We start from the raw sequence: 24,757 nt of genomic DNA, 5'->3' as shown, positions 1-24,757 counted from the left end.
GATCGGCCGCTTGCCGCGCGCGGCGTCCGCTCCGGCGTCCGGCGCGGGGCCGGACGCCGGGTCAGCGGATCGTGATGGTGACCGTCGACCCCTCGGGAGCCGTGTCCCCGCCGTCCACGGACTGCTTCTTCACGGTGTCGCCGAACAGCCCGAGCAGTCCTCGGTCCTCGTCCACCTCGAAGCCCGCGTCCTGGAGCTTCCGCTTGGCGTCGTCCACGCTGTCGCCGACCACGTCCGGGACCTCGATCATCCGGGGGCCCTTGGACACCGTGAGGGTCACCGTGTCCCCCTCGGCGGCCCGGCCGCCCGGCTCCGGCGTCTGCCTTGCCACCTGGCCGCTGTCGTACTCCGAGTTCACCCGCTCGTCGGCGATCTTCACCTTCAGGCCGGCCCCCTCCAGCTCCGCCCGCGCCTCGTCCAGGTCGTCGCCCGTGACGTCCGGGACGTCGACCGGGCTGCCCTTGCTGACGACCAGGGCGACCGCGGAGCCGGCGCGCACCGTGGTGCCCGACCCGGGCTTGGTGGAGATCACGAAGCCCTTGGCCACCTCGCCGCTGAACGCCCGGGTCACCATGCCCGGCTCCAGCCCCTCGTCCTCCAGCAGCGTCCGGGCCTTGTCCAGCCTGTAGCCCGTCACGTCCGGCAGCTTCACGGTGTCGGGGCCGTCGGAGACCGTGAGGGTCACGGAGTCGTTCTTCCGGATGCGGTCGCCCACCCCGGGGTCGGTGCTGATGACCTTGCCGCGCTCCACGGTGTCGCTGTAGGCGTGCCGCACCTTGCCGACGTCCAGACCGGCGTCGTCCAGCCGGTCCCGGGCCTGCGCCTCGGTCTTGGACAGCAGTGGCGGCACCTTGGTGAACTGGCCGGAGTTGATGTACCAGACGCCCGTGCCGACCCCGAGCACCAGCAGGACGGCCACGACGATCGTCAGCGGCCCACGGCGCAGCCGCAGCCGGCGGGACGGGGAGGGGGCAGGCGGGGGAGCGGCCAGCCGGCTGGTGCGGTTGACGCCGTCCGAGGCGAAGCGGCCGTCCGGGCCGGCGGACTCGTCGTCCTCGTTGACCGGCAGCGGCCGGGGCATGGTCAGCGCGCGCGGGATCACGCTCGTGCGGTCGTCGGCGTTGTCGTGCTCCGCGGCGAGCGCCTGCGGCGGCACCGCGTCCAGCTGATCCGCGCTCAGCGACTCACGCGCCTCGCGGGCCCGCGCCAGCAGCGCCACGGCGTCGTGCGGCCGGATCTCCGGGTTGCGCGCGGTCGCCGCGGCGACCAGTTCGTCCAGCTCGTACGCCAGCTCCGGCACGGCGGCCGACGGCGGCGGCACGTCCTCGTGGAGGTGCTTGTAGAGCACCGCCGCGGGAGAGTCACCGTCGTGCGGCTTGGCGCCGGTCAGCATCTCGTACAGCACGACACCGCACGCGTACACGTCGACCCTGGGATCGGCGGTGCCGTGCTCGATCTGCTCGGGCGCCAGGTAGGAGACGGTGCCGAGGACGGCACCGGTGGTGCTGGTCACGGTGTCCACGGCGCGGACCAGGCCGAAGTCGGCGACCTTGACCCGGCCGTCGTCACCTATCAGCACGTTCTCCGGCTTCATGTCCCGGTGCACGAACCCCGCCCGGTGCGCGGCGCCGAGCGCGGCGAGGACCGGCTCCAGGATGTCCAGCGCGGCCCGCGGCCTCAGCGCCCCGCGCTCGCGCAGCACGTCCCGCAGGGTGCAGCCCGCGATGTACTCCATCGCCAGGTAGACGTACGCCCCCTCGGCCCCCTGGTCGAAGACCTGGACGACATTGGGGTGGTCGAGCCGGGCCACCGACTTGGCCTCGCGGATGAACCGCTCGACGAAGGTGGCGTCGGTCGCGAGCGTCGGGTGCATCACCTTCAGCGCGAGCACGCGGTCCAGGCGGGTGTCCACGGCCCGGTAGACCGTGGCCATCCCGCCGACCGCGATCCGCGCCTCGACGCGGTACCGGCCGTCGAGCACCTGCCCGACGAGAGGGTCCTGAAGGGTCGTGTCCACGCAGGTGAGTCTACGAGCCACCACGGACACCCCGCGTCGCCGAACGGAATCGGACCGGGACTGCAGCGCATCTGTGACGCTTCCCACGCACCCAGCGCCGCCGCCGGCGGCGCACCCCCACGCGAGTGGTCCACTTCCTGCCCGACTGGGAACGGGCGGTGCGCGGGTGGAGGAGAAGACCCCGGACGAGCGCCGGGTCACTCAAAAGCGGGCCGCTCCGGATCCAGCACCGCCAAGCCCTCCGCAGGAGACGACGCCTCGGCGAAATGCCGCCGCGGAATCCGCCCGGCCCGCCGAGCCAGCCTCCCCGCCTCCACCGCGGAGCGCATCGCGGAGGCCATCAGCACCGGCTCCTGCGCCCGCGTCACCGCCGAGGCCAGCATCACACCCGCGCACCCCAGCTCCATCGCCAGCGCCACGTCCGAGGCCGTACCGGCCCCGGCGTCCAGGATCACCGGCACGCGCGCGTGCTCCACGATCAGCTGGAAGTTGTGCGGGTTGCGGATCCCGAGCCCGGACCCGATCGGCGAGCCCAGTGGCATGATCGCCGCGCACCCGGCGTCCTCCAGCTTCCGCGCGAGCACCGGGTCGTCGTTGGTGTACGGCAGTACGGTGAACCCGTCGTCGACCAGCGTCTCCGCCGCGTCCAGCAGCTCGACCGGGTCCGGCAGCAGGGTGCGCTCGTCGGCGACGACCTCCAGCTTGACCAGGTCCGTGCCGAGCGCCTCGCGCGCCAGGCGGGCGGTGAGTACCGCCTCCCCGGCGGTGAAGCAGCCTGCCGTGTTCGGCAGCACCCGGATGCCGAGCCGCTCCAGCACGGACAGCACCGAGCCGTGCACCGAGGCGTTCACCCGGCGCATCGCGACGGTCGTCAGTTCCGTCCCGGAGGCCACCAGCGCGCGCTCCAGCACGTCCAGGCTGGGCGCCCCGCCCGTACCCATGATCAGGCGGGACGCGTACGTCGTGCCGCCGAGGACGAAGGGATCGTCGGCCATGGTCAGCCTCCTTGGACGGCGGTGAGGATCTCGACACGGTCGCCGTCGGCCAGGGCGGTGGCGGACCACACCGCGCGCGGGACCACGGTCTCGTTCAGGGCGGCGGCCACTCCGGACGGGGCCGCGGTGAGCGTGCCCACCAGCGCGTCCAGGGCGGTGCCGGGAGCCACCTCGCGCGGCTCGCCGTTGACGGAGATGTTCATGCGGGCTGCTCCGAGAGTGCGGGGGCGGCACTGAAGCGCCGCGGGCTGAAGGGACGGGCCTCCTCCGGCAGCTCCCCGCCGGTCAGGGCGTCCGCCATGACGTCGCCGGTGACGGGGGTGAGCAGGACGCCGTTGCGGTGGTGACCGGTGGCCAGCAGCAGGCCGTCCAGCGCGGTCGGGCCGAGCAGCGGCGCGTTGTCCGGGGAACCTGGGCGCAGACCCGCGCGGGTCTCCGTCAGGGGCAGCTCCGTGATGCCGGGGACCAGCTCGTGCGCGTCGCGCAGCAGCTCGTAGACACCGCCCGCGGTGACCGTCGTGTCCCAGCCCAGCTCCTCGCTGGTGGCGCCGACGACCAGTTCGCCGCTCTCCCGGGGCACCAGGTAGACGTGGTTGCCGCGCACCACGGCGCGCACGGTCCGGTTCAGCAGCGGCCCGGGCGTCCGCGGCATGGTCAGCCGCAGTACCTGCCCCTTCACCGGCCGCACCGGCGGCAGTACGGCCTCCGGCACGCCGTCGAGCCGCCCGCTCAGGCTGCCCCCGGCCAGCACCACCTGCCCGGCCTCCAGGGCGGTGCCGTCGGCGGTGACGACGCCCGTGGCCCGCTCCCCGCGTCCGACGGTGAGCCGCTCGGCCCACACCCGGTGGAAGACCACGCCCGCGTGTTCACAGGCGGCCACCAGCGCGTGGGCGAGGCGGCGGGGGTCGATCTGGTGGTCGCCGTCCACCCGGAGCCCCCCGCGCACGCCCGGCGCGAGCATCGGCTCCAGACGTCGGCACTCGCGCCCCGACAGCCACTCGGACTCCAGGCCGGAGCGCTGCTGGAGCGCGTGCAGTTCGCGCAGGTGGGCGCGGTCGTCGGCGTCCAGCGCGACGGCGAGGGTGCCGCAGCGCCGGTAGCCGAGGTCGTGACCGGTCAGCTCGGTCAGCTCGGCCGCGAACTCCGGGTAGCGGCGGGCCGAGGCGAGGTTCAGCGCGAGCAGCGTCTCCTCGCCGTAGTGCAGCTCCGTGACGGCGGCCAGCATCCCGGCCGCCACCTGGGCCGCCCCGCCGCCGGGCTCGGGATCCACGAGCGCGGTGACCAGCCCGCGCCGCGCGGCCCGCCAGGCGGTGACGAGGCCGATGATGCCGCCGCCGACGACGAGCACGTCGGGTGTGCGAGGCGTACGAGGCGTGTGCGGAGGTGTGTGTGATGGAGACGACAACGGAGACGACATGGGCGTCCAGCCCCTCCCTTCGCCGGCATGACCCGGATCAGGTTCGTACGGTCGGAGGCCGCCAGCCTCCCTCTCAGCCCGGTGCGTCCGGGCTCCCGCGAGTGCCTTACGTTGGCCACCCTAGCCCGCAGCGCAACGCACGTGTAAGGGAGCCTCCACCCGTGGCGCGTTCACTCGACGGTCTCGTCCTCGCCCCCGTCGCCGACCAGGCGCCCGGCCAGGTGGGCACCCGGACCCGGTTCACCTACCACGAGCAGGACGGCGCCGTGTGGGCCGAGTACGAGGGGGGTGACGTCGTCCGCGGGCGGCTGGTGGGCACCCGGGAGGGCGACCGCCTCGACTTCCGGTACGTGCAGCTCAAGACCGACGGCAGCACGTCGTCGGGGCACTGCGTCTCCACCGTCGTCGAACTGCCGGACGGGCGCGTGCGACTGGACGAGACCTGGGAGTGGGAGTCGCAGCCGGGCAGCGGGACCAGCGTGGTGGAGCAGCTCACCGCGCACGGGCACCGACCGGCGAAACGCCGGGTGTCTATGGTGATCAGGTGAGCGAGCAGACGCGGGAACGGGGACAGGGACCGGCGGCGGACGCGGAGCGCCGCGCGGTCGTGGTGGGCGCCGGGATGGCGGGCGTACAAACCGCGGTCGCCCTGCGGGAACAGGGCTTCGCCGGCCCGGTGACCCTGATCGGTGCGGAGCCGCACCAGCCGTACGACCGTCCCCCGCTGTCCAAGGCCGTCCTGCTCGGCACCGCGGAGGGCTCCGCCTTCGACGTCGACTTCGAGGCGCTCGGCATCACCCTGCGGCTGGGCTGCGAGGCCCTGGGCGTCCGCCCCGCGGAGCACGTCCTGGACACCTCCGAGGGGCCCGTGCCGTACGACGTCCTCGTCCTTGCGACCGGCGCCGAACCGGTCCGGCTCCCCGGCGCCGAGGGCGTGCCCGGCGTGCACCTGCTGCGCACCCTGGACGACGCGGAACGGCTGCGGCCGGTGCTCGCCCGGCAGCATGACGTCGTGGTCGTCGGCGCGGGCTGGATCGGCGCCGAGTTCGCCACCGCCGCGCGCGAGGCGGGCTGCGCGGTGACCGTGGTGGAGGCCGCCGACCGGCCGCTGGCCGACGCGCTGCCCGCCGAGGTCGCCGCGCCGATGACCGGCTGGTACGCGGACGCCGGGGCGGAACTGCGCACCCGCGCGCGCGTGGCGCGCGTCGAGTCCGGCGGCCCCGGCGAGTCCGGCCGGGTCGTGCTCGACGACGGAACCCGGCTGACCGCCGACGCGGTCGTCGTCGGCATCGGCGCCCGCCCGGCCACCGGCTGGCTCGCCGCGTCCGGCATCGCCCTCGGTGCGCACGGCGAGGTCCTGGCCGACGACCGCCTGCGCACCTCCGCGCCGGACGTCCACGCGGTCGGCGACTGCGCCTCCTTCCCCTCCGCCCGCTACGGCGAGCGGCTGCTGGTGCACCACTGGGACAACGCCCTCCAGGGCCCGCGCGCGGTCGCCGCCGACATCGTCGGCTCCCCGGGCGGCGAGGCCCCGGCGGCCTACGATCCGGTGCCCTACTTCTGGTCCGAGCAGTTCGGCCGCTTCGTCCAGTACGCCGGTCACCACACCGCCGCCGACACCACCGTGTGGCGCGGCGACCCCGCGAGCCCGGCGTGGACGGTCTGCTGGCTGCGCGAGGGCCGCCTGGTCGCCCTGCTCGCGGTGGGCCGCCCCCGCGACCTGGCGCAGGGCAGGCGCCTGATCCAGGCGGGTACGCCGATGGACCCGGACCTGCTGGCCGACCCGGCGAAGCCGCTGAAGGCGGCGACGGCGGCCACGGCGTAGCCAGGTTTCCGACTGTCAGTGCCAGGTGGCAGGCTGGAGGCGTGACCGAGATTGACGCAAAGACCGATGCTCTCGTGCCCGCCTGGCTCACCGTTCCCGACATCGCCGAGATGCTCGGCGTCGAGGTGACCCGGGTACGCCAGCTGATCAAGGAGGGCCAGCTCATCGCCGTACGCCGCGGTGAGAACCGCGCGCTGCACATCCCCGCGGCCTTCATCGACGAGGACAAGGTCGTCAAGGGCCTGGTCGGGACCCTGACGCTGCTGCGGGACGACGGCTTCACGGCCGAGGAGATGCTGGAGTGGCTCTTCACGCCCGACCCGAGCCTGCCGGGCACCCCCGCCCAGGCGCTCAGTGAGAATCGCGGTACGGAGGTGAAGCGCCGCGCCCAGGCGCTCGCCGTCTGACCCCATCACCGATCCGGCACCACCGATCCGCCACACCGCCCGGCGTGCGGGCCACGCACGCCGGGCGCCGTGCCCGTACGCCACCATCGCGGGGCCCGTCGTGGGCCCACGCCACCGAACGACCCGGGGGACACCCGCATGCCCGACACCGCCCCGACCGCCGCCCGCGCCCGGCTCGCCGACGCCCGGCTCGCCGACGCCCGGCTCTACCTGTGCACGGACGCCCGCCGGAGCCAGGGCGACCTGCCCGAGTTCCTGGACGCCGTACTCGCCGGCGGCGTGGACATCGTGCAGCTGCGGGACAAGGGAATGGAGGCGGCGGAGGAACTGGAGCACCTGGCGGTCCTCGCCGACGCCTGCGCCCGCCACGGCAAGCTCCTCGCGGTCAACGACCGCGCGGACGTCGCCCACGCCGCCCGCGCCGACGTGCTCCACCTCGGCCAGGGCGACCTGCCGGTGCCCGCCGCCCGCGCGATCCTCGGCGACGACGTGCTGATCGGCCGTTCCACGCACGCCGAGTCCGAGGCCGCCGCCGCCGCGGCCCAGGAGGGCGTGGACTACTTCTGCACCGGTCCGTGCTGGCCGACCCCCACCAAGCCCGGCCGCCACGCACCCGGCCTCGACCTGGTCCGCCGCACGGCCGCGCTGGGCACCGACCGCCCCTGGTTCGCGATCGGCGGCATCGACCTCGGCAACCTGGACGAGGTGCTGGAGGCGGGCGCCCGGCGCGTGGTCGTCGTGCGTGCGATCACCGCCGCCGAGGACCCGGGCGCGGCGGCGGCCGAGTTCGCCGAGCGCCTGCGGCAGGCCCCGGCACACGGGTAGCCGCACGTCGCCGCAGGAAGTCGCCCCCAGGCGGGCAGTCGGGCAGGCGGGCAGGCGGGCAGTCGGGCAGGCGGGCAGGCGGGCAGGCGGGCAGGTGTCCAAAGGGTGGACAACAACTCGACAATGTGGACAAAAGTCCCGCATCCGGTTGGGTGACCGCCGCACCCTGGCTAACCTGCCCATATGGCCCTCGGAACCGCAAGCACGAGGACGGATCGCGCCCGCACGGTGCGTGACATCCTCGCCACCGGCAAGACGACGTACTCGTTCGAGTTCTCGGCGCCGAAGACGCCCAAGGGCGAGAAGAACCTCTGGAGCGCCCTGCGGCGGGTCGAGGCCGTGGCCCCGGACTTCGTCTCCGTGACCTACGGCGCCGGCGGCTCCACGCGCGCGGGCACGGTCCGTGAGACCCAGCAGATCGTCGCCGACACCACGCTGACCCCGGTGGCCCACCTGACCGCCGTCGACCACTCCGTCGCCGAGCTGCGCAACATCATCGGCCAGTACGCCGACGCCGGGATCCGCAACATGCTGGCCGTGCGCGGCGATCCGCCCGGCGACCCGAACGCCGACTGGGTCGCGCACCCCGAGGGCCTGACGTACGCGGCCGAACTGGTCAGGCTCATCAAGGAGTCGGGCGACTTCTGCGTCGGCGTCGCGGCCTTCCCCGAGATGCACCCGCGCTCCGCCGACTGGGACACGGACGTCACACGCTTCGTCGACAAGTGCCGGGCCGGCGCCGACTACGCCATCACGCAGATGTTCTTCCAGCCCGACTCCTACCTCCGGCTGCGCGACCGGGTCGCCGCGGCAGGCTGCGCGACCCCGGTCATCCCCGAGGTCATGCCGGTGACCAGTGTGAAGATGCTGGAGAGGTTGCCCAAGCTCAGCAACGCCTCGTTCCCGGCGGAGCTGAAAGAGCGGATCCTCACAGCAAAGGACGATCCGGCGGCTGTACGCTCGATCGGCATCGAGTTCGCAACGGAGTTCTGCGCACGGCTGCTGGCCGAGGGAGTGCCCGGACTGCACTTCATCACGCTCAACAACTCCACGGCGACGCTGGAAATCTACGAGAACCTGGGCCTGCACCACCCACCGCGGGCCTAGACCGGCCGCACGTATTTGCGACACACTGCGTAACGGCCACTGGGAGAGGGGCGTACATGGGCTGGACGGTCCTCTACATCGCGTTCGGCGGCGTCGCGCTGTGGCTGCTCGGCGAGGTGCTGCTGCAGTACAAGGCGCGGCTGCGCTGGCGGCTGCTGGCCTTCGGCGGCTTCGTCGGCGTCGTCGCCGGCGTGCTGATGTCGAACGTGCTCGTCATCGGTCTCGGCGCCGCCGCCTTCGCGGTCGGCCAGACCTACGTCACCCTGTCGTTCCGCCGCGGCTTCGAGGCCGGCTGGGCGGTCAACGCCCCGGCGAGCCTCGTCGGCAAACGCGGGCGCCCCGAACGCGGCCGCCAGGAACCGGCGTTGGATGCCCCCGGGCTCGATCCCGCCGAGGGCGGCCAGGACCGGCACGACGGCTACGACGCGCACGCCCAGAGCCACGCCCCGGGCCAGGACGCCACCGGTCAGTACGGGCACGAGGACTACGACCGCGACGACGTCTTCACCCCGGCCCGCCCCGCCGACCCCACGGCCGCGGAGAGCACCGCCGTGTACGCGCCGCAGCCCATGCCGGACGACACCGGCTCGTACGGCGTGTACGCCGACTCCGGGTACGGCACCGGCCAGCAGCCGGCGGCGGCCGCACCGGACGCCGACCAGACCTACGCCTACGACTACTCGGGCTACGGGCAGCAGCAGGGCTACGGCTACGACACCGGCGCCCAGCAGCAGTACGCCGCCTACTCCGACCCGTACATCGGCACCCACACCTACGGCGGCGGGGCGTACGACACGGGCGGCTACGACACGACCGGCGGGCAGCAGCAGTACGGCCAGCAGGGCCAGGGCTACGGGCAGGACCAGTACGCCACCGGCGCGCCCGGCGGCTACGGCGGCGAGACCCCGGCCGGCGGCGTGTGGGTGCCGCAGCAGCGCAGCACCGACGACCCCTACGGCGGCGAACTCCCGCCCGAGCAGCAGCCCTACCCCTACCAGGGCAACGGCCAGACACAGGGCCAGGGCCAGGGCTACGACGAGCAGTACCGCTTCTGAGGGACCCGGCCGGTCACTGGGAGCCGCGGAACTCCGGCCCCTCCACCACCAGTCCGGCGACCAGCGCGCCCGACATCCCCGCGTGCGGCAGACCCCCGCCGGGGTGTGACCAGCCGCCGACGGTGAACAGACCGTCCGTGCGCGTGCCGTTCGCCGGGTGCAGCAGCCGTCCGTCGGCGCCCGCCAGCGACGGCACCGGAATCGCGCCGTCCGCCGTACCGGTGTCCGCCGCGACCTCGGCCGGGGTGCGCACCTCGTGCCACAGGAGGCGGTCGCGCAGACCCGGTACCGCCCGCCCGGCGACGTCGATCAGCTGCTCGGCCCGCCGGGCGGACTGCTCGGCCGTGGCCCGCTCCGACGCGCCGCCCAGGGCGGGCACCGCCGCGCTGAGCGTCACCGCCTCGTGGTCCGCGTCGGGCACCAGCGCCGGATCGTCGGGTCGCAGGACGGTGACGGTCGGCCGCGCGGCCATCCCGTCGGCGGCGCCGAACAGACGGTCCAACTCCGCCTCACGGTCCGCCGCGTGCACCACCGTCCGGTGCGCCGTGCCCTCCGGACGGCTGCCGCGCAGTGCCAGCAGCACCGTCAGCCGGCTCGCCCCACCGCGCTGCGGGGGCACCTCGTCCCCGCCGCGCACCGGCGCTCCACCGCACAGGCGGTCCAGCACGCCCGGCGCCACGCCGGAGACGACGAACTCGGCCTCCGCCACGTCCCCTTCGGCCAGCTCCACGCCCGCCACCCGGCCGTCCTTCTCGACGATCCCGGTGACCTCGGCCCCGAAGCGGAACTCGACCCGGCGGGCCAGGCACCGCTCGTACACCGCCCGCGCCAGCTCCCGCAGACCGCCGCCGCGCACGTACCAGACACCGAACGCGTACTCCATGTACGGCAGGACCGCGGCGTTCGCCGGGGCGGTGCGGGGATCCAGGCCGTACGCGAGCGCCTGCCCCTCCAGCAGGGCGGCGAGCCGGGCGTCGCGCAGCTCCCACGCGCCGACCTCGGCGAGCGTGCCGGCCCGGCGGGTGCGCAGCAGCCGCTTGTGCGGGACCGCCGGATAGGGCTCGCGCTGGGCCAGCACCCGCCAGTTGGGCCACAGGGGCTCCTCCAGGAGCGGGCGGCGGGTGCGGTCCCAGGTCTCCCGGGCCCGCACCAGGAAGTCGCCCCAGCGCCGCCCGGCGCCCGCACCGAGCGTCGCGTCCAGGGCGGCGACGACACCCGCCCGCGAGGCGTTCGGCAGCGCGACCTCCGTGCCGTCCGCGAACACGTGCCGGGACGACGGGTCGACCTGGACCAGCTCGACGCGCGACTCCAGCGGCTCCTTGCCGGTCTTCACGAACAGATCGCGCCAGACCGCGGGCAGCGGGAGCACGCCGGGGCCGGTGTCGAAGCGGAACCCGTCCCGCTCGAACCGGCCCAGGGCTCCGCCGTAGGTCCGCGTCCGCTCGTACACCACCACCCGGTGGCCCGCGACGGCCAGCCGGGCGGCCGCCGCCATCGCGCCCATCCCGGCGCCGATCACCGCAATCCGTGCCATGCCAGGGACTTTATCCGCCGCCACCCGCACCCCCCTGCGAGGGCTGAGCACCGGAACGGACGTCCAGGTGACCGGTCGGCGGCGCCGCGCCGTGGGGCCGGGTGCGCAGGGCTGAGTAGCTGTACCTAGTGCCGCAGATGAGTACGCGCGCGGATGGGCCCCGACCTGCGGGAACGAGAGAGTGGAGACACGGAGAGGGGCACGGCTCCGGCACCGGCGGCACGGGGCGCCGGAACGGAGCCGGGCCCGCGATCCGCTCCTTCCGCCGGCCCGGGTCGGCGGGAGCGAGACACGGGGGAGCCCGAAGGGACGACCGGTGACGGAGGTCCCGACGAGGGGACGTACGGGGGAGCAGGAGAAGGCGCCGGTCCGACGGCGGCCCGCGGGGGACGCGGCCACGGCGGACCGGCGTTCTTCGTGCACCACCCGCGCCGGCCGGGTCGGCTCCGGCCGCTAGCCCGGCATCCTGGGCCCGGCCGCTCAGCTCCGGCCGGTCAGCCCCGGCCGGTCAGCCGCCGCCGCTCACGCGTCCCTGGAGCAGTCGTGAGAGCGCGGCGTGCACGTCGTCGAGTGAGCGCTCCGGCTGGAACGCCTTCCAGTCCAGCGCCGCCACCAGGACCATGCCGACCAGTGCGGCGGCGGTCAGCGGCACGTCGATCTCCGCACTGAACTCACCGCTCGCCACGCCTTCGCGCAGGACGCCCTCCACCACGGCCACGGCCTCCTGCCGGACCACCAGCAGCGTGGACTGCCAGGCCCGGTTGGTGCGCCACAGCTCGGCCACGTACAGCTGGGTGAAGGCCGGGTAGCGGTCGATGAAGACGAGCCCGGCGCGGATCATCGCGTCCAGGGCGTCGACCCGGCCGCGGCCCTCCCGGGCGGTCCGTTCCGCGGCCTGCCGCAGCGAGGCGGCCAGGAGCCCGACACCGTGCCGCAGCAGCTCCTCGAAGAGGACGGACTTGCTGGCGAAGTTGTAGTAGACCGTGCCCTTCGCGACCCCGGCCCGCTCGGCGATCTCGTCCACGGTGGTGGCGGAGAAGCCCTGCTCGGCGATGAGGGTGACCGCCGCCTCGTAGAGCTTCTGCCGGGTGGCCTCGCGACGGCTGCCGCTCTGCGAGGCGGTGCTGCTGCTTTCCATGGTCCCGATTCTCACAGCACCCCGGGCGGCGACGTCACCGCAGGCCCGCGCACACCCCGAACCGAACGGCCGATCGAATTAAAAGTCCAGGTCAGAACGGATTGTCAGTGCCATACCTCACGATGGGCACATACGGCACCTCCTGCCCGGAGCGTGCCGTCACGGAGACGACAGGAGGATCGTCATGGCCCACTCGTCCGCAGCCGCCGCCCGGCGGCCCCGCGCAGCCGGCCCTGCACCCTCACTGACCGGACCGGCGAGCGACGTGCACCCCGTGCTCCGCCGGACGACCGCCCCGCCCGCCGCCCTCGACCTGCTCGCCCAGGCGCGGGCCGGACTGGAGGAGGCCACCGCCCTCGAAACGCCGAACGAGCGTTACGCGACGGCCCACCTCGCCGCCCTGCGCACCGCCGCCGCCGTGCTGGCCGCCCGCGGCCGCCCCGAGACCAGCCCGCGGGCCCGGGCCCGCATCCGCAGCGCCTGGGAGGTGCTGCCCGAGATCGCGCCCGAGCTGGCCGACTGGAGCGCCCTGTTCGCCTCCGGCGCGCGGCGCCGGGCACGGGCCGAGGCGGGCATCCAGGGCGCGGCGGGCAGCCGGGACGCCGACGACCTGATACGCGACGTGGCGATGTTCCTGCGCCTCGTGGAGCGGATGCTGGTCCTCCAGCCGGTCCTGCCCCAGCCCCGCCCCGACGCGGACCCACCGGGCGCCGAGCGGCCCCGCCGCTCCGACGCCGGTCACCCGGGCAGGGACCTGCCGGACGCGGGATGAGCGGGTGACGAGCGGGGTGCCCGACGGGCGCATCGGAGGCAATAGGGTGGGAGACGCCTGAAGCCTCCCCCTCCCCGCACCGGGCGGGGGCGGCAGCCCGTTCGCTCCGCCCGTGTCCGGGGCGGTGCCGCGCCGAGGAGTCAACTGCCGTGTCGGACCCGATGCGCCCGCCCGCCTCCCACCCCCGACCGCACACGGCGGCTCCGCGCTCCGAGCCCTCTCGTTCCCGGGCCGCCCTGCGCACCGCCGTCGTCTGGGACGTCCTCCAGGACGCCCTGGACCGCCGGGTGAAGGCAACGGGCCGGCCCACGCTGGACGTCCTCGACACCGGCGGCGGCAGCGGCAACTTCGCGGTGCCCGTGGCCGGGCTCGGCCACCGCGTCACCGTCGTGGACCCCAGCCCCAACGCCCTGTTCGCCCTGGAGCGCCGCGCCGCCGAGGCCGGTGTCGCCGATCGGGTGCGGGGCGTCCAGGGCGATGCCGGCGGCCTGTTCGACGTGGTCGAGCGCGGCGGCTACGACGCGGTGCTGTGCCACGGCGTCCTGGAGTACGTCGACGACCCCGCGGAGGGCGTCCGCAACGCGGTGGCGGCGCTGCGCGAGGACGGCGTCCTCAGCGTGCTCGCCGCCGGCCTGGGCGGGGCCGTGCTCGCCCGCGCCCTCGCCGGCCACTTCACGGAGGCCCGGCAGGCCCTGGACGACCCGGACGGCCGCTGGGGCACGGGTGACCCGGTGCCGCGCCGGTTCACCGCCGAGCAGCTCACCGGGCTGGTCGAGGCCGCCGGGCTCCGGATCGGTGCCGTGCACGGCGTACGGGTCTTCGCCGACCTCGTTCCCGGCGTGCTCGTGGACACCGAGCCCGGTGCCATGGACGCCCTGCTGAAGCTGGAGGCCGCGGCGGCCGAACTCACCGCGTTCCACTCCGTGGCCACCCAGCTCCATGTGCTCGGCGAGACGCGAGGGGCCGACGAGGCCTGAGCGCCCGGTGGGGTAAGGCGCTGATCAGGGACGCGACTGCGGATGGAGTACGCCACAGGCCCCCCGAACGGGGGGCAGTCGCCGTATGATCGAGGGAGACGGCCCGGCATGACGGGTCGGCCGCTGGGGAATGGGAACCTCAGCGAGCCGGTACGGCCATGACGGAGTCCGGTTGGTCAATTGGCGCAGAGGGGCGGGTTTCACGGGGGCGATTCCCTGCCTATCCTGAAGGGACCCCCCGGGTCGCCCCGGCGACTGCACGATGAGGAGGACTCCGTGCCGCTCTCGGAGCACGAGCAGCGCATGCTCGAGCAGATGGAGCGAGCGCTGTACGCCGAAGATCCCAAGTTCGCGACAGCGCTCGAGGGAAGCGGGCTGCGTACGTACACCCGGCGACGGGTCTACCAGGCGGTCGCGGGCTTCCTCGTAGGTATTGCGCTCCTCATGGCCGGTATGGTCGCCCAGCAGGTGTGGCTCAGTGTGGTGGGCTTCCTGGTCATGCTGGGGTGCGCGGTGCTCGCCGTGACCGGCTGGCGCAAGGCCCCGAAACCGGGCGAGCAGCAGCCGGCGGCCGGTGCCGGACCGCAGGCGGCCCGCCGCCAAGGACGACAGAAACGCTCGATGATGGACCGCATCGACGAGCGCTGGCAGCGCCGCAGGGACGAGCAGCAGGGCGGCCAGTAGTAGCGCCGTCCGAGCAGCCGCTCACCACGACATGCGCGTGAGGGGGTGACCACCGTCCGGGTGGTCACCCCCTCACGCGTACCCATGAGCGCCGCCGACGGGCCGAGACAGCGACCCGGGTGCTGACCCGAGACACCGACCGGGACACCACCGACCGGGACACCACCGGCCGAGGCGCCGGTCAGGGGCGCCGACCCCACCGCGGGCCGGCGCCCCTGACCGGCGCCTCGGCCGGCTCAGCCCTGCTGGTCCGACGTCCTGCGCCACTCCGGCCGGGCCGCCGCGGCCCGCCGCTTCAGGGCCGCCCACCGGGCCGACACCGTCCACGTCACCCGGATGGCCGAACGCGGGGCGAACCGTGCGCGCAGCCGCGTTCCGCGGCCGGCCGTGGACCGCAGCCCGGCGGTCGCCAGCCGGACGTCCTCCGCCAGCCCCGCCGTCGGGCGCGGGCGGGGCGCGTAGAGGACCTGCTCCACGGCGTCCGCGACCCGGTGCACCGCCTGTGCCGCCGCCGGCTCGAGCCGGCCCAGCCGGACGATGCGGGCCGCCGCCCTGCGCGGGGTCTGCGACTCCTGGGGCAGGATGCCGAGGTCCCACGCGGCGTCGGTCAGCTCCTGCCACACCGCGAGGGTGTGCGGGCCGACGTCCGCCGCACCGCGGCCGTGCGCCCCGAGCCGTACCGCCCGGGCGCGCAGCCGCCACAGCATCGGTGCGAGCGGGAGCAGCAGCACCACGAGCCCGGCCAGCGCCCAGGCCAGCAGCGCGTACCACTTAGGTCCGTCGCCGCCGACGACGGGCACGGCCACCGCGGACTCGTTGGGGCAGGCATTCAGCTTCTTGTCCTGCGGGGAGCAGGTGTCGCTCTTCGAGGGCGCCGCCGACGGCTCCGACTCCGCGCTCTGCGACGGCAGGGCCGGGTCCGGCACCGAGCTGCCCGGCCGTTCCGTGATGGTGTACGACGGGGTCGAGCCACGCGTCGGCGTCGGCTCGAAGCGGGTCCAGCCCACGCCCTCGAAATACACCTCGGGCCACGCGTGCGCGTCCCGCAGCCCCACCGACACCGAGCCGTCCGCCTGCGGGGAGCCCGGCGCGAAGCCGACCGCGACCCTGGCCGGAATGCCCAGGGAACGGGCCATCGCCGCCATGGCGAAGGAGAAGTGGACGCAGAAGCCCTCCTTGTCCTTCAGGAACCGGGCGATCGCCTCCGAGCCGCTGCCGACCTTGACCTGGGTGTCGTACTCGAAGCCGCCGTTGACCGCGAAGTACTCCTGGAGCTCGACCGCCTGCTCGTAGGGGTTCGCGGCGCCGGCGGTGACCTCGCGGGCGGTCCGGGAGACCACGTCGGGCAGCGAGTCCGGGAGCTCCGTGTACTCGCGCGTGAGGGCCGGCGACGGCGGCGGCGCCGCGGCGAGCTGCTCCGCCGTCGGCTGCACGTTCAGGCTGCGTACCTCGTACTTCAGCCCGCGGGTGTTCTGGCCGTGGTCGCCGACCAGCGTCATGCCGACGGGTTCGAAGCGCCAGTTGCCCGCGACGCGCACGCCGCTGGGCGGGTAGGGCATCGGCAGCCAGTCCTGGGCGTACCAGTCGGCGGCCGAGACCAGGGCCCGGGTCTCCGTGCGCCTGATGTCGGGGCCGAGGCCGGCCGGGGTGGGGAAGGTGCCGTCCGGCACGGCGGTGATGCGCCGCTTGGACGGCTTCCAGGTGGTGCCGTCGAAGTCGTCCAGGGACACGATGCGCAGGTACAGGTCGGACAGGTCCTCGGAGTCCGTCTGGACGGACAGGACCTGGCGGTCCTCGTCGACGTTCAGACTGTCCCGCAGGGAGACCAGCGGGTTCACCGCGGAGATCGTGCCGCCGCCACCGGTGCCGGAGCCCACGCCGCCGCCGGCGCCGTCCAGCAGCCCGCCGTCCATCGCGGGCAGGGCTAGCGGCACCACCAGTGCGATGCCCAGCGCGAAGGCGCCGATGCGCCGTCCGGTGCGGACCGGGGCCAGGGCGCGCCCCTGCTCCGGGCCCGGTGCGCGCGCGGAGCCGCCGAAGACGCGGCCCCACTGCGAGAGCCGGTCACGTCCCTCGGCCAGGAGCAGCATCAGATAGCCGACCGCCGCGACCAGGAACCAGAGCCAGTCGGCGCCGCCCTCGGACAGCCCCGCGGCCACCGAGTAGAGGGCGAGCAGGGGCAGGCCGGCCGGGGCGGCACTGCGGAAGGTCACCGCGAGGGTGTCCACCAGCAGCCCGATCACCAGGACGCCGCCGACCAGCATCAGCCGGATGCCGTCGGACTCCAGCGGCGCCGGGATCGCGTACCGGGCGATGTCGTCGCCGCCCTGCTGGAGCAGGTCGGCGAAGCGCTGGAAGGCCTGTGGGCCGGGGAGCAGCCCGGCGAGCGCCTGCTGCCGGGCGAAGACCAGGGTCAGCAGTACCAGCGTGACCACGGCCTGCACCGCGATGGTCAGCGGGCGCGCCAGCGGCACCCGTCGCGCCACCGCGCCCACCCCCGACTGCACCGCCAGCAGCACCGCCGCCTGCAGGATCCACGTGGCCGGTTCGACCAACGGCAACAGCGCACAAGCCGCCATCAACGTGGCCGCCCAGGCACACACCGCCAACCGCGCCCGCCCGCTCATCGCGCCCCCTCTCCGCCGGCCGGCGCCGCGAAGGTGGTGCGTTCGCGGTCGGCCAGGCGCCACACTTCCTCCACGGTGGCACCCCGGGGGACCGCCACGGCGGTCCAGCCCGCCTCGCGGAGCATCCGCAGCCGTTCGTCGCTCCCGGCCGGCGGGCCGGGCACGTCGGCCGGTTCCCGGGCCCACGTCTCGCTGTCCAGGACGAAGGCGACGGCGCCGCCGCCCCGCTGCCGCATCTTCGCCACCGCCGTGGCCTGCTCCTCGTCCAGGTCGCCGAAGAACGCCACCAGCAGCCCCTCGTTCCCGCCGCGCAGCATGTCGTACGCCCGCGACAGACCCGTGTCGTCGGAGTGGTCGATCACGGCGAGGGTGTCCATCATCAGTCCCGCCGCGTCGGCCGTCCCCTGGCTCGCGCCCGCGAAGCCGTCGGCGCCCTCGCCCGGCACCGCGTCGCCGTTGCCGGTGAGCAGCCGGACGGAGAAACCCCGCTCCAGCATGTGCACCAGCACGGACGCCGCGCCCGACACCGCCCACTCGAAGGCCGAGTCGGGGCCCGCGCCCTCGAAGGCCACCACCCGGGTGTCGAGCAGCACCGTGCAGCGCGCCCGCTGCGGCTGCTCCTCGCGGCGCACCATCAGCTCGCCGTAGCGCGCGGTGGAGCGCCAGTGCACGCGGCGCAGGTCGTCGCCGTAGCGGTACCCGCGCGGGATCACGTCGTCGTCACCGGCCAGGGCGAGCGAGCGCTGCCGTCCCTCGCCGTACCCCTTCGCCTCACCGCTCAGCCGTACCGGCGGCAGCGCCTCCACCCGCGGGATCACCGTCAGGGTGTCGTACGTCGAGAAGGAGCGGGTCAGCTCGCACAGGCCGAACGGGTCGGTCAGGCGCAGCTGCAGCGGGCCCAGCGGGAAGCGGCCGCGCAGGTCGGAGCGGACCCGGTAGGACACCTCGCGGCGACCGCCCGGCTCCACCCGGTCGAGCACGAAGCGGGGGCGCGGACCGAGTACGTAGGGCACCCGGTCCTGGAGCATCAGCAGACCGGTGGGCAGCCGGGAGACGTTGTCGACGCGCAGATGCACCCTGGCCTCGCTGCCCGCGGGTACCCGCCCGGGGGAGAGCCGGCGACTGCCCGCGACCCGGTAGCGGGTGCGGTGGAGCACGGCCGCGCACACCAGGGGGAGGGCACCCAGGAGCAGCCCGACGCGCAGCAGATCGCTCTGGCCCAGGACGTACGCGCAGACCGCGGCCGCGATGCCGGCGGCCAGGAAGGAGCGCCCGCGGGTGGTCAGACCGGAAAGGGCGGTCCGGATGCCGCCGCCCTCGCCCCGGTCGCCCTCGCCCCGGTCGGTCCCGGACCGGTCCGTCCCCCCGGTGTCCATCACAGCCTCCGCGGCGGCTGCTGACCGTACGCCGACGTGCCGCGGCCCACGCCGAAGCCCGTCTGCTGCTGGGGCTCCGCGGGCACCGCGGTGCGCTGCAGGATCTCCTGGACGACCTGCTCGGCGGTGCGGCGGTTGAGCTGGGCCTGCGCGGTCGGCAGCAGCCGGTGGGCCAGGACGGCGACCGCGAGGGCCTGCACGTCGTCCGGCAGTGCGTAGTCCCGTCCGCTCAGGGCGGCGGACGCCTTCGCCGCGCGCAGCAGATGCAGCGTGGCCCGCGGCGAGGCGCCGAGTCTGAGGTCCGGGTGGGTGCGGGTGGCGGCGACCAGGTCCACCGCGTACCGCCGGACCGGATCGGCCACGTGGACGCCGCGGACCGCCTCGATCAGCTTCAGGATGTCGTGCGCGTGCGCCACCGGCTGGAGGTCGTCCAGCGGGCTGGCCCCGCCGTGCACGTCGAGCATCTGCAACTCGGCCTCCGGGCTCGGATAGCCGATGGAGACCCGGGCCATGAAGCGGTCCCGCTGGGCCTCCGGAAGCGGGTAGGTGCCCTCCATCTCGACCGGGTTCTGCGTCGCCACCACCATGAAGGGACTGGGCAGCTCGTAGGTCTGGCCGTCGATGGTGACCTGACGCTCCTCCATCGACTCCAGCAGCGCCGACTGGGTCTTCGGCGACGCGCGGTTGATCTCGTCGCCGATCACCACCTGCGCGAAGATCGCGCCCGGCTTGAACTCGAAGTCCCGCCGCTGCTGGTCCCAGATCGACACCCCGGTGATGTCCGAGGGCAGCAGGTCCGGAGTGAACTGGATCCGGCGCACGGAACAGTCGATGGACCGCGCCAGCGCCTTGGCCAGCATGGTCTTGCCGACCCCCGGCACATCCTCGATCAGCAGGTGTCCCTCGGCCAGCAGCACGGTCAGCGAGAGCCGTACGACCTCGGGCTTACCCTCGATCACGTCCTCGACCGAGTCACGGACCCGCTCGACCACAGCGGTCAGATCTTCCCCCACGCTCCCGTACGCTCGCGCGGCGGTGCCTCCACGGCTCGCCTGATCGTCATAGGTCGTCACCCGGCCCTCCTCGGCCTTTCCCCACACTCCCTGGGAAGTGGGGGTACCCCAACTTGCCGGCCGGCCCCGCACCGCGGACCGGCCCACCCCGAATCACGGACACCGCCCGGAAAAAGTTCCGCGCGACACCACTTCCCGCATTCTTGCCGCCGTTACCGATTCGTGTCACTCGCCTGTGGACAACTGGCCGCGATATGTCGGCCCTTACGGCCTTTGCGGAGCTTGCGCGGCTGGATCGTCGGGATGGGCCACGGACCCGGTCAGGCGGGGTCGACCTCACGCAGCAGGCCCGTCTTCACGTCGAAGACGAAACCGCGCACGTCCTCGGTGTGCAGCAGGAACGGCGAGGTGCGCACCCGCTCGATCGACTGCCGCACGTCCTGGTCGGCGTCCCGGAAGGCCTCCACCGCCCACGCGGGACGCTGGCCCACCTCCAGCTCCAGGTCGTGCCGGAACTCCTCGGTGATGGTCTCCATGCCGCAGCCCGTGTGGTGGATGAGGGCCACGCTGCGGGTGCCGAGCGCCCGCTGGCTGATGGTCAGGGACCGGATCACGTCGTCGGTGACGACACCGCCCGCGTTGCGGATCGTGTGGCAGTCGCCGAGCTTCAGGCCGAGCGCCGCGTGCAGGTCCAGGCGTGCGTCCATGCAGGCCACCACGGCGACACGCTGTACGGGGCGGGCGTCCATGCCGGGGTCGGCGAACGCCGCGGCGTAGCGTTCGTTCGCCTCGACGAGCCGGTCGGTGACGGTGTGGTCGGCCGCTATGGCGGATTCGGAGGCGGCGGGTACCGATGCAGAAGTCGTCATATCCATGACGTTACTGGCCGTCCCGGCCCGTGGCCCGCTGTGAAGCGGGACAAAGAACGTCATCGAGGCTTGTTGTGAGCCAACCCACAAGGTGGCGGGATTGCGGCCGTACGAGTGAAAAGCCGTGCGATGCCGGTTTGCTGACACCGGTGTCCGCGACGCGCAGGCCGGTTGATTGACCGGGCGACACGGTGGACTAAAGTGACGCGAAGCGGGAGGCGAGGTCCTCCCTGCTGGACTGAAATCCCCGGAGACCTGGGCGACGTCCCGCCAGATCTCCCCACGTGCGCGGCGCGTACGTACGGCTCGGCCTCCTCCCGCTCCCGGCCGGCCGACGCTTTTGGCGCCGGCAGGCCTCCCCTTCAGATGCGAGCGGGAGGGGACCCGGCAGTGCGTGACGCCGCGCCGGACCTGAGAGGCCGCCCCACTTGAGCCAGAGTCGACACGTCCCGGTGATGCTCCAGCGGTGTCTGGACCTGCTGGCACCCGCCCTCCAGGAGCCGGGAGCCGTGGTCGTCGACTGCACGCTGGGACTCGGCGGGCACAGCGAGGCGCTCCTCGAACGCTTCCCCGGGGCCCGGCTCGTCGCCCTCGACCGCGACAAGGAGGCCCTGCGCCTGTCCGGCGAGCGGCTCGCCCCGTACGGCGGACGCGCCACCCTCGTGCACGCCGTCTACGACGAACTGCCCGACGTGCTCGACCGGCTCGGCGTCCCCCGCGTCCAGGGCGTGCTGTTCGACCTCGGCGTCTCCTCCATGCAGCTCGACGAGGCCGACCGCGGCTTCGCCTACGCCCAGGACGCCCCCCTCGACATGCGGATGGACCAGAGCACCGGCATGAGCGCCGCCGAGGTCCTCAACACCTACCCGCCCGGCGAACTCGTCCGCATCCTGCGGGCGTACGGCGAGGAGAAGCAGGCCAAGCGGATCGTGTCCGCCGTCGTGCGCGAGCGCGAGAAGGAGCCGTTCACCAACAGCGCCCGCCTGGTGGAGCTGATCCGCGCCGCACTGCCGCAGGCCGCCAAGCGCACCGGCGGCAACCCGGCCAAGCGCACCTTCCAGGCCCTGCGCATCGAGGTCAACGGCGAGCTGTCCGTCCTGGAGCGGGCGATCCCGGCCGCCGTCGAGTCCCTCGCGGTCGGCGGGCGGATCGCCGTGCTGTCCTACCACTCGCTGGAGGACCGGCTGGTCAAACAGGTGTTCGCGGCCGGTGCCGCCAACACCGCGCCGCCCGGTCTGCCCGTCGTCCCCGAACAGTACGCACCGCGGCTCAAGGTGCTCACCCGCGGTGCCGAACTCCCCACCGAGGAGGAGATCGCCGAGAACCGGCGGGCGGCACCGGCACGGCTGCGCGGCGCCGAGCGCATCAGGGAGTCCCTCGGGTGAAGGGAGTCCCTCGGGCGGAACGAGCGAGGCAGGCCGGGCACCGGCGCGGACGACACCCCCTAGGGGAGGGCGTGTGAGCAGGAAACCCGAACTGAAGGGCAGGGCGGCCCGGCTGGCCCGGCTCCTGCCCATCGGCGGCCCCCGCGGCCAGGCGGCCCGGGCGCCGTTCGTCCTCCTGGTCGTCGCCCTCCTCGGCGGCGGCCTCATCGGGCTCCTCGTGCTGAACTCCGCCCTGAGCGAGGGCTCCTTCCAGCTGGACGACCTCAAGCAGCGGACCAAGGAGCTCACCGACGAGGAACAGGCGCTCCAGCGGGACGTCGACTCCTACTCCGCCCCCCAGGCCCTCCAGCGCCGCGCCCGCGAACTGGGCATGGTGCCCGGCGGCGACCCCGCCTTCCTCGACCCCGACGGCACGGTCAAGGGCTCGCCCAGCCCCGCCCCCGCCGCGGCCACCCCGCTCGTCCTCGCTCCCGAGGCGCTGGCCTCGACGTCCGCCGGCGCGTCCACGGTCACGCCGTCCCCCTACACCGAGCCCTCCGGCCCGGCCCCCACGCCCACCACCGCGGCCACACCCGGCGCAGCCGCCACCCCCACCACCGCGGCGACGCCCACCCCGACCCCGACTCCCGGCAGGTGACGGAAGTGTCCGACAGGGAACCGCCGCGCCGCCGGGTGCCCGGACCCGCGAGGCCCGTCCGCCCCGGCGGCGGGCGCCGCCCGGGGCCAGGCGCCCGGCCGGCCCGCAGGCCGGGACCGCCCCGGCCGGCGCCCCGCGCCTTCCGGCTGGGCAGCCCGCGCCCCCGGCTGCGCATGATCGGCCTCGCGCTGACCCTGGTGCTGGCCGCGTTCGTCGTACGGCTCCTCCAGGTGCAGGCCGTCGACGCCGGCACCTACTCGGCGAAGGCCGAGCAGAACCGCTACGTCGTGCACACCCTGCCCGCCGAACGCGGCGGCATCACCGACCGCAACGGCGTCGCCCTCGCGAGCACCGTGGACTCCTACGACATCACCGCCGACCCCACGATGTTCACCCGTGAGCGGCTGAAGGTCGGCGACGGACCCGAGCAGGCGGCGGCGCTCCTCGCGCCGATCCTCGGCCAGGACCAGGAGCAGCTGGCCAAGGTGCTCCGCCCGAAGAACAAGGAACTGCGCTACGTCCGCCTCGCGCGCCGGCAGACCCCCCAGGTCTGGAACCAGATCAAGGACCTGAAGACCGCGCTCACCACGAAGGCGGAGACCGACAGGTCCACGGTCAACGTGCTCGCGGGCGTCTTCGCCGACCCCAGCAGCAAGCGGGTGTACCCGGGCGGCGACCTCGCCGCCGGCATCCTCGGCTGGGTCGGCGCCGACGGCAAGGGCGGCGGGGGCCTGGAGCGGAAGCTCGACAAGACGCTGGCCGGCGAGGACGGCAAGATCCGCTACGCGCAGTCCGGCGGGCGCCAGGTGCCCACCGCCGGTTCCACCGAGACGCCCGCCGTGCCGGGCAGCGACGTCGAGCTGACCATCGACCGCGACATCCAGTGGGCCGCGCAGCACGCGATCAGCGAGCAGGTGGAGAAGTCCAAGGCGGACGGCGGCTACGTCATCGTCCAGGACACCACCACCGGCGAGATCCTCGCCATGGCCAACTCGCCCGGCTTCGACCCGGGCGACCTCGCCCACGCCGACCCGGCGGCGCTGGGCAACGCCGCGCTCCAGGACGCCTTCGAACCGGGCTCCACCGCCAAGGTGCTGTCGATGGCGGCCGTGCTGGAGGAGAACGTCGCCACGCCGGGCACCCACATCACCGTCCCCAACCGGCTCAAGCGCGGCGACCGGCTCTTCAAGGACGACATCGACCACCCGACCTGGTACCTCACGCTCAACGGCGTGCTCGCCAAGTCCAGCAACATCGGCACGATCATGGCCACCGGTGAGCTGGGCAAGACCCAGGCCGAGGCCAACCAGGTGCTCCACTCCTACCTGCGCAAGTTCGGCCTCGGCGAGTACAGCGGGCTCGGCTTCCCCGGCGAGACCAAGGGCATCCTCGCGCCGCCCGGCCAGTGGTCGACCTCGCAGCAGTACACGATCCCTTTCGGCCAGGGCGTCTCCGTGAACGCGCTCCAGGCGGCCTCCATCTACTCGACCGTCGCCAACGGCGGCGTCCGCATCGAACCCACCCTGGTCCGCGGCACGAAGGGCGCCGACGGACGTTTCACTCCGGCCCCTGAACCCAAGAAAACCCGCGTGACCAGCGAGAAGACCGCGAAGACCCTCTCGCAGATGCTGGAGTCCGTCGTCGACGACGAGGAGGGCACCGGCACCAAGGCCCGGATCCCCGGCTACCGGGTGGCGGGCAAGACGGGCACGGCCAACCGGGTGGATCCGGCCACCGGCAAGTACCACGGCTACACCTCGTCGTTCGCCGGGTTCGCCCCTGCCGACAAGCCCCGCGTCACCGTCTACTGCGCCATCCAGAACGCCACCGAGGGCAGCTACTTCGGCGGCCAGATCTGCGGCCCCATCTACAAGCAGGTCATGGAGTTCGCCCTGAAGACCCTTCAGGTCCCGCCGACCGGGGCCGCCCCCGCGAGGCTCCCGGTCACCTTCAAACCCTGAGCAAACCCCGAGCCGTACCGCCCCTCGCACCGAGCCGTACCGAGCCAGCGCCGATTCAGTACCGAGCCACCAGGAACCACCCGTGACGACGATCACCCCCGACCCCGGGAACCAGAACAGCCCTTCCCCCTCGCTT

The 24,757-nt window shown here is 74.0% G+C and carries 22 protein-coding genes and 1 riboswitch; of the genes, 12 read left to right on the top strand and 10 right to left on the bottom strand.

Features of this window, described 5'->3' with window-relative positions; translation table 11 throughout:
- Positions 1-61: 61 nt before the first annotated feature.
- The 4 genes from pknB to thiO form a co-directional block, all read right to left on the bottom strand.
- Entirely contained in the window at positions 62-2,017 is a 1,956-nt protein-coding gene (gene pknB, locus C4J65_RS07430) for a Stk1 family PASTA domain-containing Ser/Thr kinase (protein WP_162833069.1), read from the bottom strand.
- A gap of 197 nt (positions 2,018-2,214) precedes the next feature.
- Positions 2,215-3,012 carry a thiazole synthase gene (locus tag C4J65_RS07425; protein WP_115741683.1) on the bottom strand — a complete coding sequence of 266 codons (798 nt, stop codon included), beginning with the start codon at positions 3,010-3,012 and terminating at the stop codon, positions 2,215-2,217.
- 2 nt (positions 3,013-3,014) lie between these two features.
- Positions 3,015-3,215: a sulfur carrier protein ThiS gene (gene thiS / locus C4J65_RS07420; RefSeq protein ID WP_115741682.1), complete on the bottom strand. Its 201-nt coding sequence runs from the start codon at positions 3,213-3,215 to the stop codon at positions 3,015-3,017.
- Positions 3,212-4,429, bottom strand: a complete 1,218-nt coding sequence (gene thiO, locus C4J65_RS07415; RefSeq protein ID WP_115741681.1) for a glycine oxidase ThiO — start codon at positions 4,427-4,429, stop codon at positions 3,212-3,214. Before thiO ends, thiS begins: the two co-directional genes overlap by 4 nt.
- A riboswitch (TPP riboswitch) is annotated at positions 4,427-4,538 on the bottom strand. (Overlaps the previous gene by 3 nt.)
- Before the next feature lie 52 nt (positions 4,539-4,590).
- Here thiO and C4J65_RS07410 point away from each other — a divergent pair.
- The 6 genes from C4J65_RS07410 (at position 4,591) to C4J65_RS07385 (ending at position 9,648) form a co-directional block, all read left to right on the top strand.
- Complete coding sequence (locus C4J65_RS07410; RefSeq protein ID WP_115741680.1) at positions 4,591-4,977, top strand: hypothetical protein; 387 nt, start codon at positions 4,591-4,593, stop codon at positions 4,975-4,977.
- Positions 4,974-6,254 carry an FAD-dependent oxidoreductase gene (locus tag C4J65_RS07405; RefSeq protein WP_115741679.1) on the top strand — a complete coding sequence of 427 codons (1,281 nt, stop codon included), beginning with the start codon at positions 4,974-4,976 and terminating at the stop codon, positions 6,252-6,254. Before C4J65_RS07410 ends, C4J65_RS07405 begins: the two co-directional genes overlap by 4 nt.
- A 41-nt stretch (positions 6,255-6,295) precedes the next feature.
- Positions 6,296-6,661: an Rv2175c family DNA-binding protein gene (locus C4J65_RS07400; RefSeq protein ID WP_087809829.1), complete on the top strand. Its 366-nt coding sequence runs from the start codon at positions 6,296-6,298 to the stop codon at positions 6,659-6,661.
- Positions 6,662-6,799: 138 nt separating this feature from the next.
- Positions 6,800-7,486, top strand: a complete 687-nt coding sequence (gene thiE / locus C4J65_RS07395; RefSeq protein ID WP_115741678.1) for a thiamine phosphate synthase — start codon at positions 6,800-6,802, stop codon at positions 7,484-7,486.
- Between the two features lie 183 nt (positions 7,487-7,669).
- The gene (metF, locus tag C4J65_RS07390; protein WP_115741677.1) at positions 7,670-8,593 is read left to right on the top strand and encodes a methylenetetrahydrofolate reductase [NAD(P)H]; all 924 of its coding nucleotides are present in this window, start codon (positions 7,670-7,672) and stop codon (positions 8,591-8,593) included.
- Positions 8,594-8,649: 56 nt separating this feature from the next.
- Positions 8,650-9,648, top strand: coding sequence for a hypothetical protein (locus tag C4J65_RS07385; RefSeq protein ID WP_115741676.1), 999 nt, complete (start codon positions 8,650-8,652; stop codon positions 9,646-9,648).
- A gap of 13 nt (positions 9,649-9,661) precedes the next feature.
- Here the strand turns inward: C4J65_RS07385 and C4J65_RS07380 are convergent, their stop codons facing one another.
- Entirely contained in the window at positions 9,662-11,182 is a 1,521-nt protein-coding gene (locus tag C4J65_RS07380) for an NAD(P)/FAD-dependent oxidoreductase (RefSeq protein WP_115741675.1), read from the bottom strand.
- Between the two features lie 508 nt (positions 11,183-11,690).
- Complete coding sequence (locus C4J65_RS07375) at positions 11,691-12,320, bottom strand: TetR/AcrR family transcriptional regulator (RefSeq protein ID WP_115741674.1); 630 nt, start codon at positions 12,318-12,320, stop codon at positions 11,691-11,693.
- A 184-nt stretch (positions 12,321-12,504) separates the two neighbouring features.
- Between C4J65_RS07375 and C4J65_RS35995 the strand changes: the two genes are divergently transcribed.
- The 3 genes from C4J65_RS35995 to C4J65_RS07360 all read left to right on the top strand — a co-directional run bounded on the left by C4J65_RS35995 (position 12,505) and on the right by C4J65_RS07360 (position 14,753).
- Positions 12,505-13,092, top strand: a complete 588-nt coding sequence (locus C4J65_RS35995) for an SAV_6107 family HEPN domain-containing protein (RefSeq protein ID WP_162833068.1) — start codon at positions 12,505-12,507, stop codon at positions 13,090-13,092.
- Between the two features lie 149 nt (positions 13,093-13,241).
- Positions 13,242-14,069: a methyltransferase gene (locus C4J65_RS07365; RefSeq protein ID WP_205350966.1), complete on the top strand. Its 828-nt coding sequence runs from the start codon at positions 13,242-13,244 to the stop codon at positions 14,067-14,069.
- Between the two features lie 276 nt (positions 14,070-14,345).
- Complete coding sequence (locus tag C4J65_RS07360; protein WP_052841604.1) at positions 14,346-14,753, top strand: spore wall synthesis complex protein; 408 nt, start codon at positions 14,346-14,348, stop codon at positions 14,751-14,753.
- Positions 14,754-14,989: 236 nt separating this feature from the next.
- Here C4J65_RS07360 and C4J65_RS07355 read toward each other — a convergent pair whose 3' ends face one another.
- The 4 genes from C4J65_RS07355 to C4J65_RS07340 all read right to left on the bottom strand — a co-directional run bounded on the left by C4J65_RS07355 (position 14,990) and on the right by C4J65_RS07340 (position 20,644).
- Positions 14,990-17,380 (bottom strand): DUF3488 and transglutaminase-like domain-containing protein, encoded by a 2,391-nt coding sequence (locus tag C4J65_RS07355; protein ID WP_115741673.1) that lies wholly within the window; start codon positions 17,378-17,380, stop codon positions 14,990-14,992.
- Positions 17,377-18,756: a DUF58 domain-containing protein gene (locus tag C4J65_RS07350; RefSeq protein WP_162833067.1), complete on the bottom strand. Its 1,380-nt coding sequence runs from the start codon at positions 18,754-18,756 to the stop codon at positions 17,377-17,379. The genes C4J65_RS07355 and C4J65_RS07350 overlap by 4 nt, the downstream gene beginning before the upstream one ends.
- Positions 18,756-19,769, bottom strand: a complete 1,014-nt coding sequence (locus C4J65_RS07345) for a MoxR family ATPase (protein ID WP_115741671.1) — start codon at positions 19,767-19,769, stop codon at positions 18,756-18,758. The genes C4J65_RS07350 and C4J65_RS07345 overlap by 1 nt, the downstream gene beginning before the upstream one ends.
- 320 nt (positions 19,770-20,089) lie before the next feature.
- On the bottom strand, positions 20,090-20,644 hold the full coding sequence (locus C4J65_RS07340) for a carbonic anhydrase (RefSeq protein ID WP_162833066.1): 555 nt from the start codon (positions 20,642-20,644) through the stop codon (positions 20,090-20,092).
- A 422-nt stretch (positions 20,645-21,066) separates the two neighbouring features.
- On the opposite strand from C4J65_RS07340, the gene rsmH reads away from it, so the two are divergent.
- From rsmH to ftsI, 3 genes are all read left to right on the top strand, one after another.
- Positions 21,067-22,023: a 16S rRNA (cytosine(1402)-N(4))-methyltransferase RsmH gene (gene rsmH, locus C4J65_RS07335; RefSeq protein ID WP_115741669.1), complete on the top strand. Its 957-nt coding sequence runs from the start codon at positions 21,067-21,069 to the stop codon at positions 22,021-22,023.
- Positions 22,024-22,096: 73 nt separating this feature from the next.
- Positions 22,097-22,660 (top strand): septum formation initiator family protein, encoded by a 564-nt coding sequence (locus tag C4J65_RS07330; protein ID WP_115741668.1) that lies wholly within the window; start codon positions 22,097-22,099, stop codon positions 22,658-22,660.
- Entirely contained in the window at positions 22,657-24,621 is a 1,965-nt protein-coding gene (gene ftsI / locus C4J65_RS07325; protein ID WP_115741667.1) for a cell division protein FtsI, read from the top strand. The genes C4J65_RS07330 and ftsI overlap by 4 nt, the downstream gene beginning before the upstream one ends.
- Positions 24,622-24,757 lie beyond the last annotated feature (136 nt).

It is taken from the genome of Streptomyces sp. CB09001 (genome assembly GCF_003369795.1).
Taxonomy (GTDB): domain Bacteria; phylum Actinomycetota; class Actinomycetes; order Streptomycetales; family Streptomycetaceae; genus Streptomyces.
Note: the sequence above shows the minus strand (reverse complement) of the source record. Positions and strands in the feature narration are given on the sequence as shown.

Coding starts and splice junctions, on each gene's coding strand:
- C4J65_RS07425 (WP_115741683.1), bottom strand. CDS start 3,012: ATGGCCGACGATCCCTTCGTCCTCGGCGGCACGACGTACGCGTCCCGC.
- thiS (WP_115741682.1), bottom strand. CDS start 3,215: ATGAACATCTCCGTCAACGGCGAGCCGCGCGAGGTGGCTCCCGGCACC.
- thiO (WP_115741681.1), bottom strand. CDS start 4,429: ATGTCGTCTCCGTTGTCGTCTCCATCACACACACCTCCGCACACGCCT.
- thiE (WP_115741678.1), top strand. CDS start 6,800: ATGCCCGACACCGCCCCGACCGCCGCCCGCGCCCGGCTCGCCGACGCC.
- metF (WP_115741677.1), top strand. CDS start 7,670: ATGGCCCTCGGAACCGCAAGCACGAGGACGGATCGCGCCCGCACGGTG.
- C4J65_RS07385 (WP_115741676.1), top strand. CDS start 8,650: ATGGGCTGGACGGTCCTCTACATCGCGTTCGGCGGCGTCGCGCTGTGG.
- C4J65_RS07380 (WP_115741675.1), bottom strand. CDS start 11,182: ATGGCACGGATTGCGGTGATCGGCGCCGGGATGGGCGCGATGGCGGCG.
- C4J65_RS07375 (WP_115741674.1), bottom strand. CDS start 12,320: ATGGAAAGCAGCAGCACCGCCTCGCAGAGCGGCAGCCGTCGCGAGGCC.
- C4J65_RS35995 (WP_162833068.1), top strand. CDS start 12,505: ATGGCCCACTCGTCCGCAGCCGCCGCCCGGCGGCCCCGCGCAGCCGGC.
- C4J65_RS07355 (WP_115741673.1), bottom strand. CDS start 17,380: ATGAGCGGGCGGGCGCGGTTGGCGGTGTGTGCCTGGGCGGCCACGTTG.
- C4J65_RS07350 (WP_162833067.1), bottom strand. CDS start 18,756: ATGGACACCGGGGGGACGGACCGGTCCGGGACCGACCGGGGCGAGGGC.
- C4J65_RS07340 (WP_162833066.1), bottom strand. CDS start 20,644: ATGGATATGACGACTTCTGCATCGGTACCCGCCGCCTCCGAATCCGCC.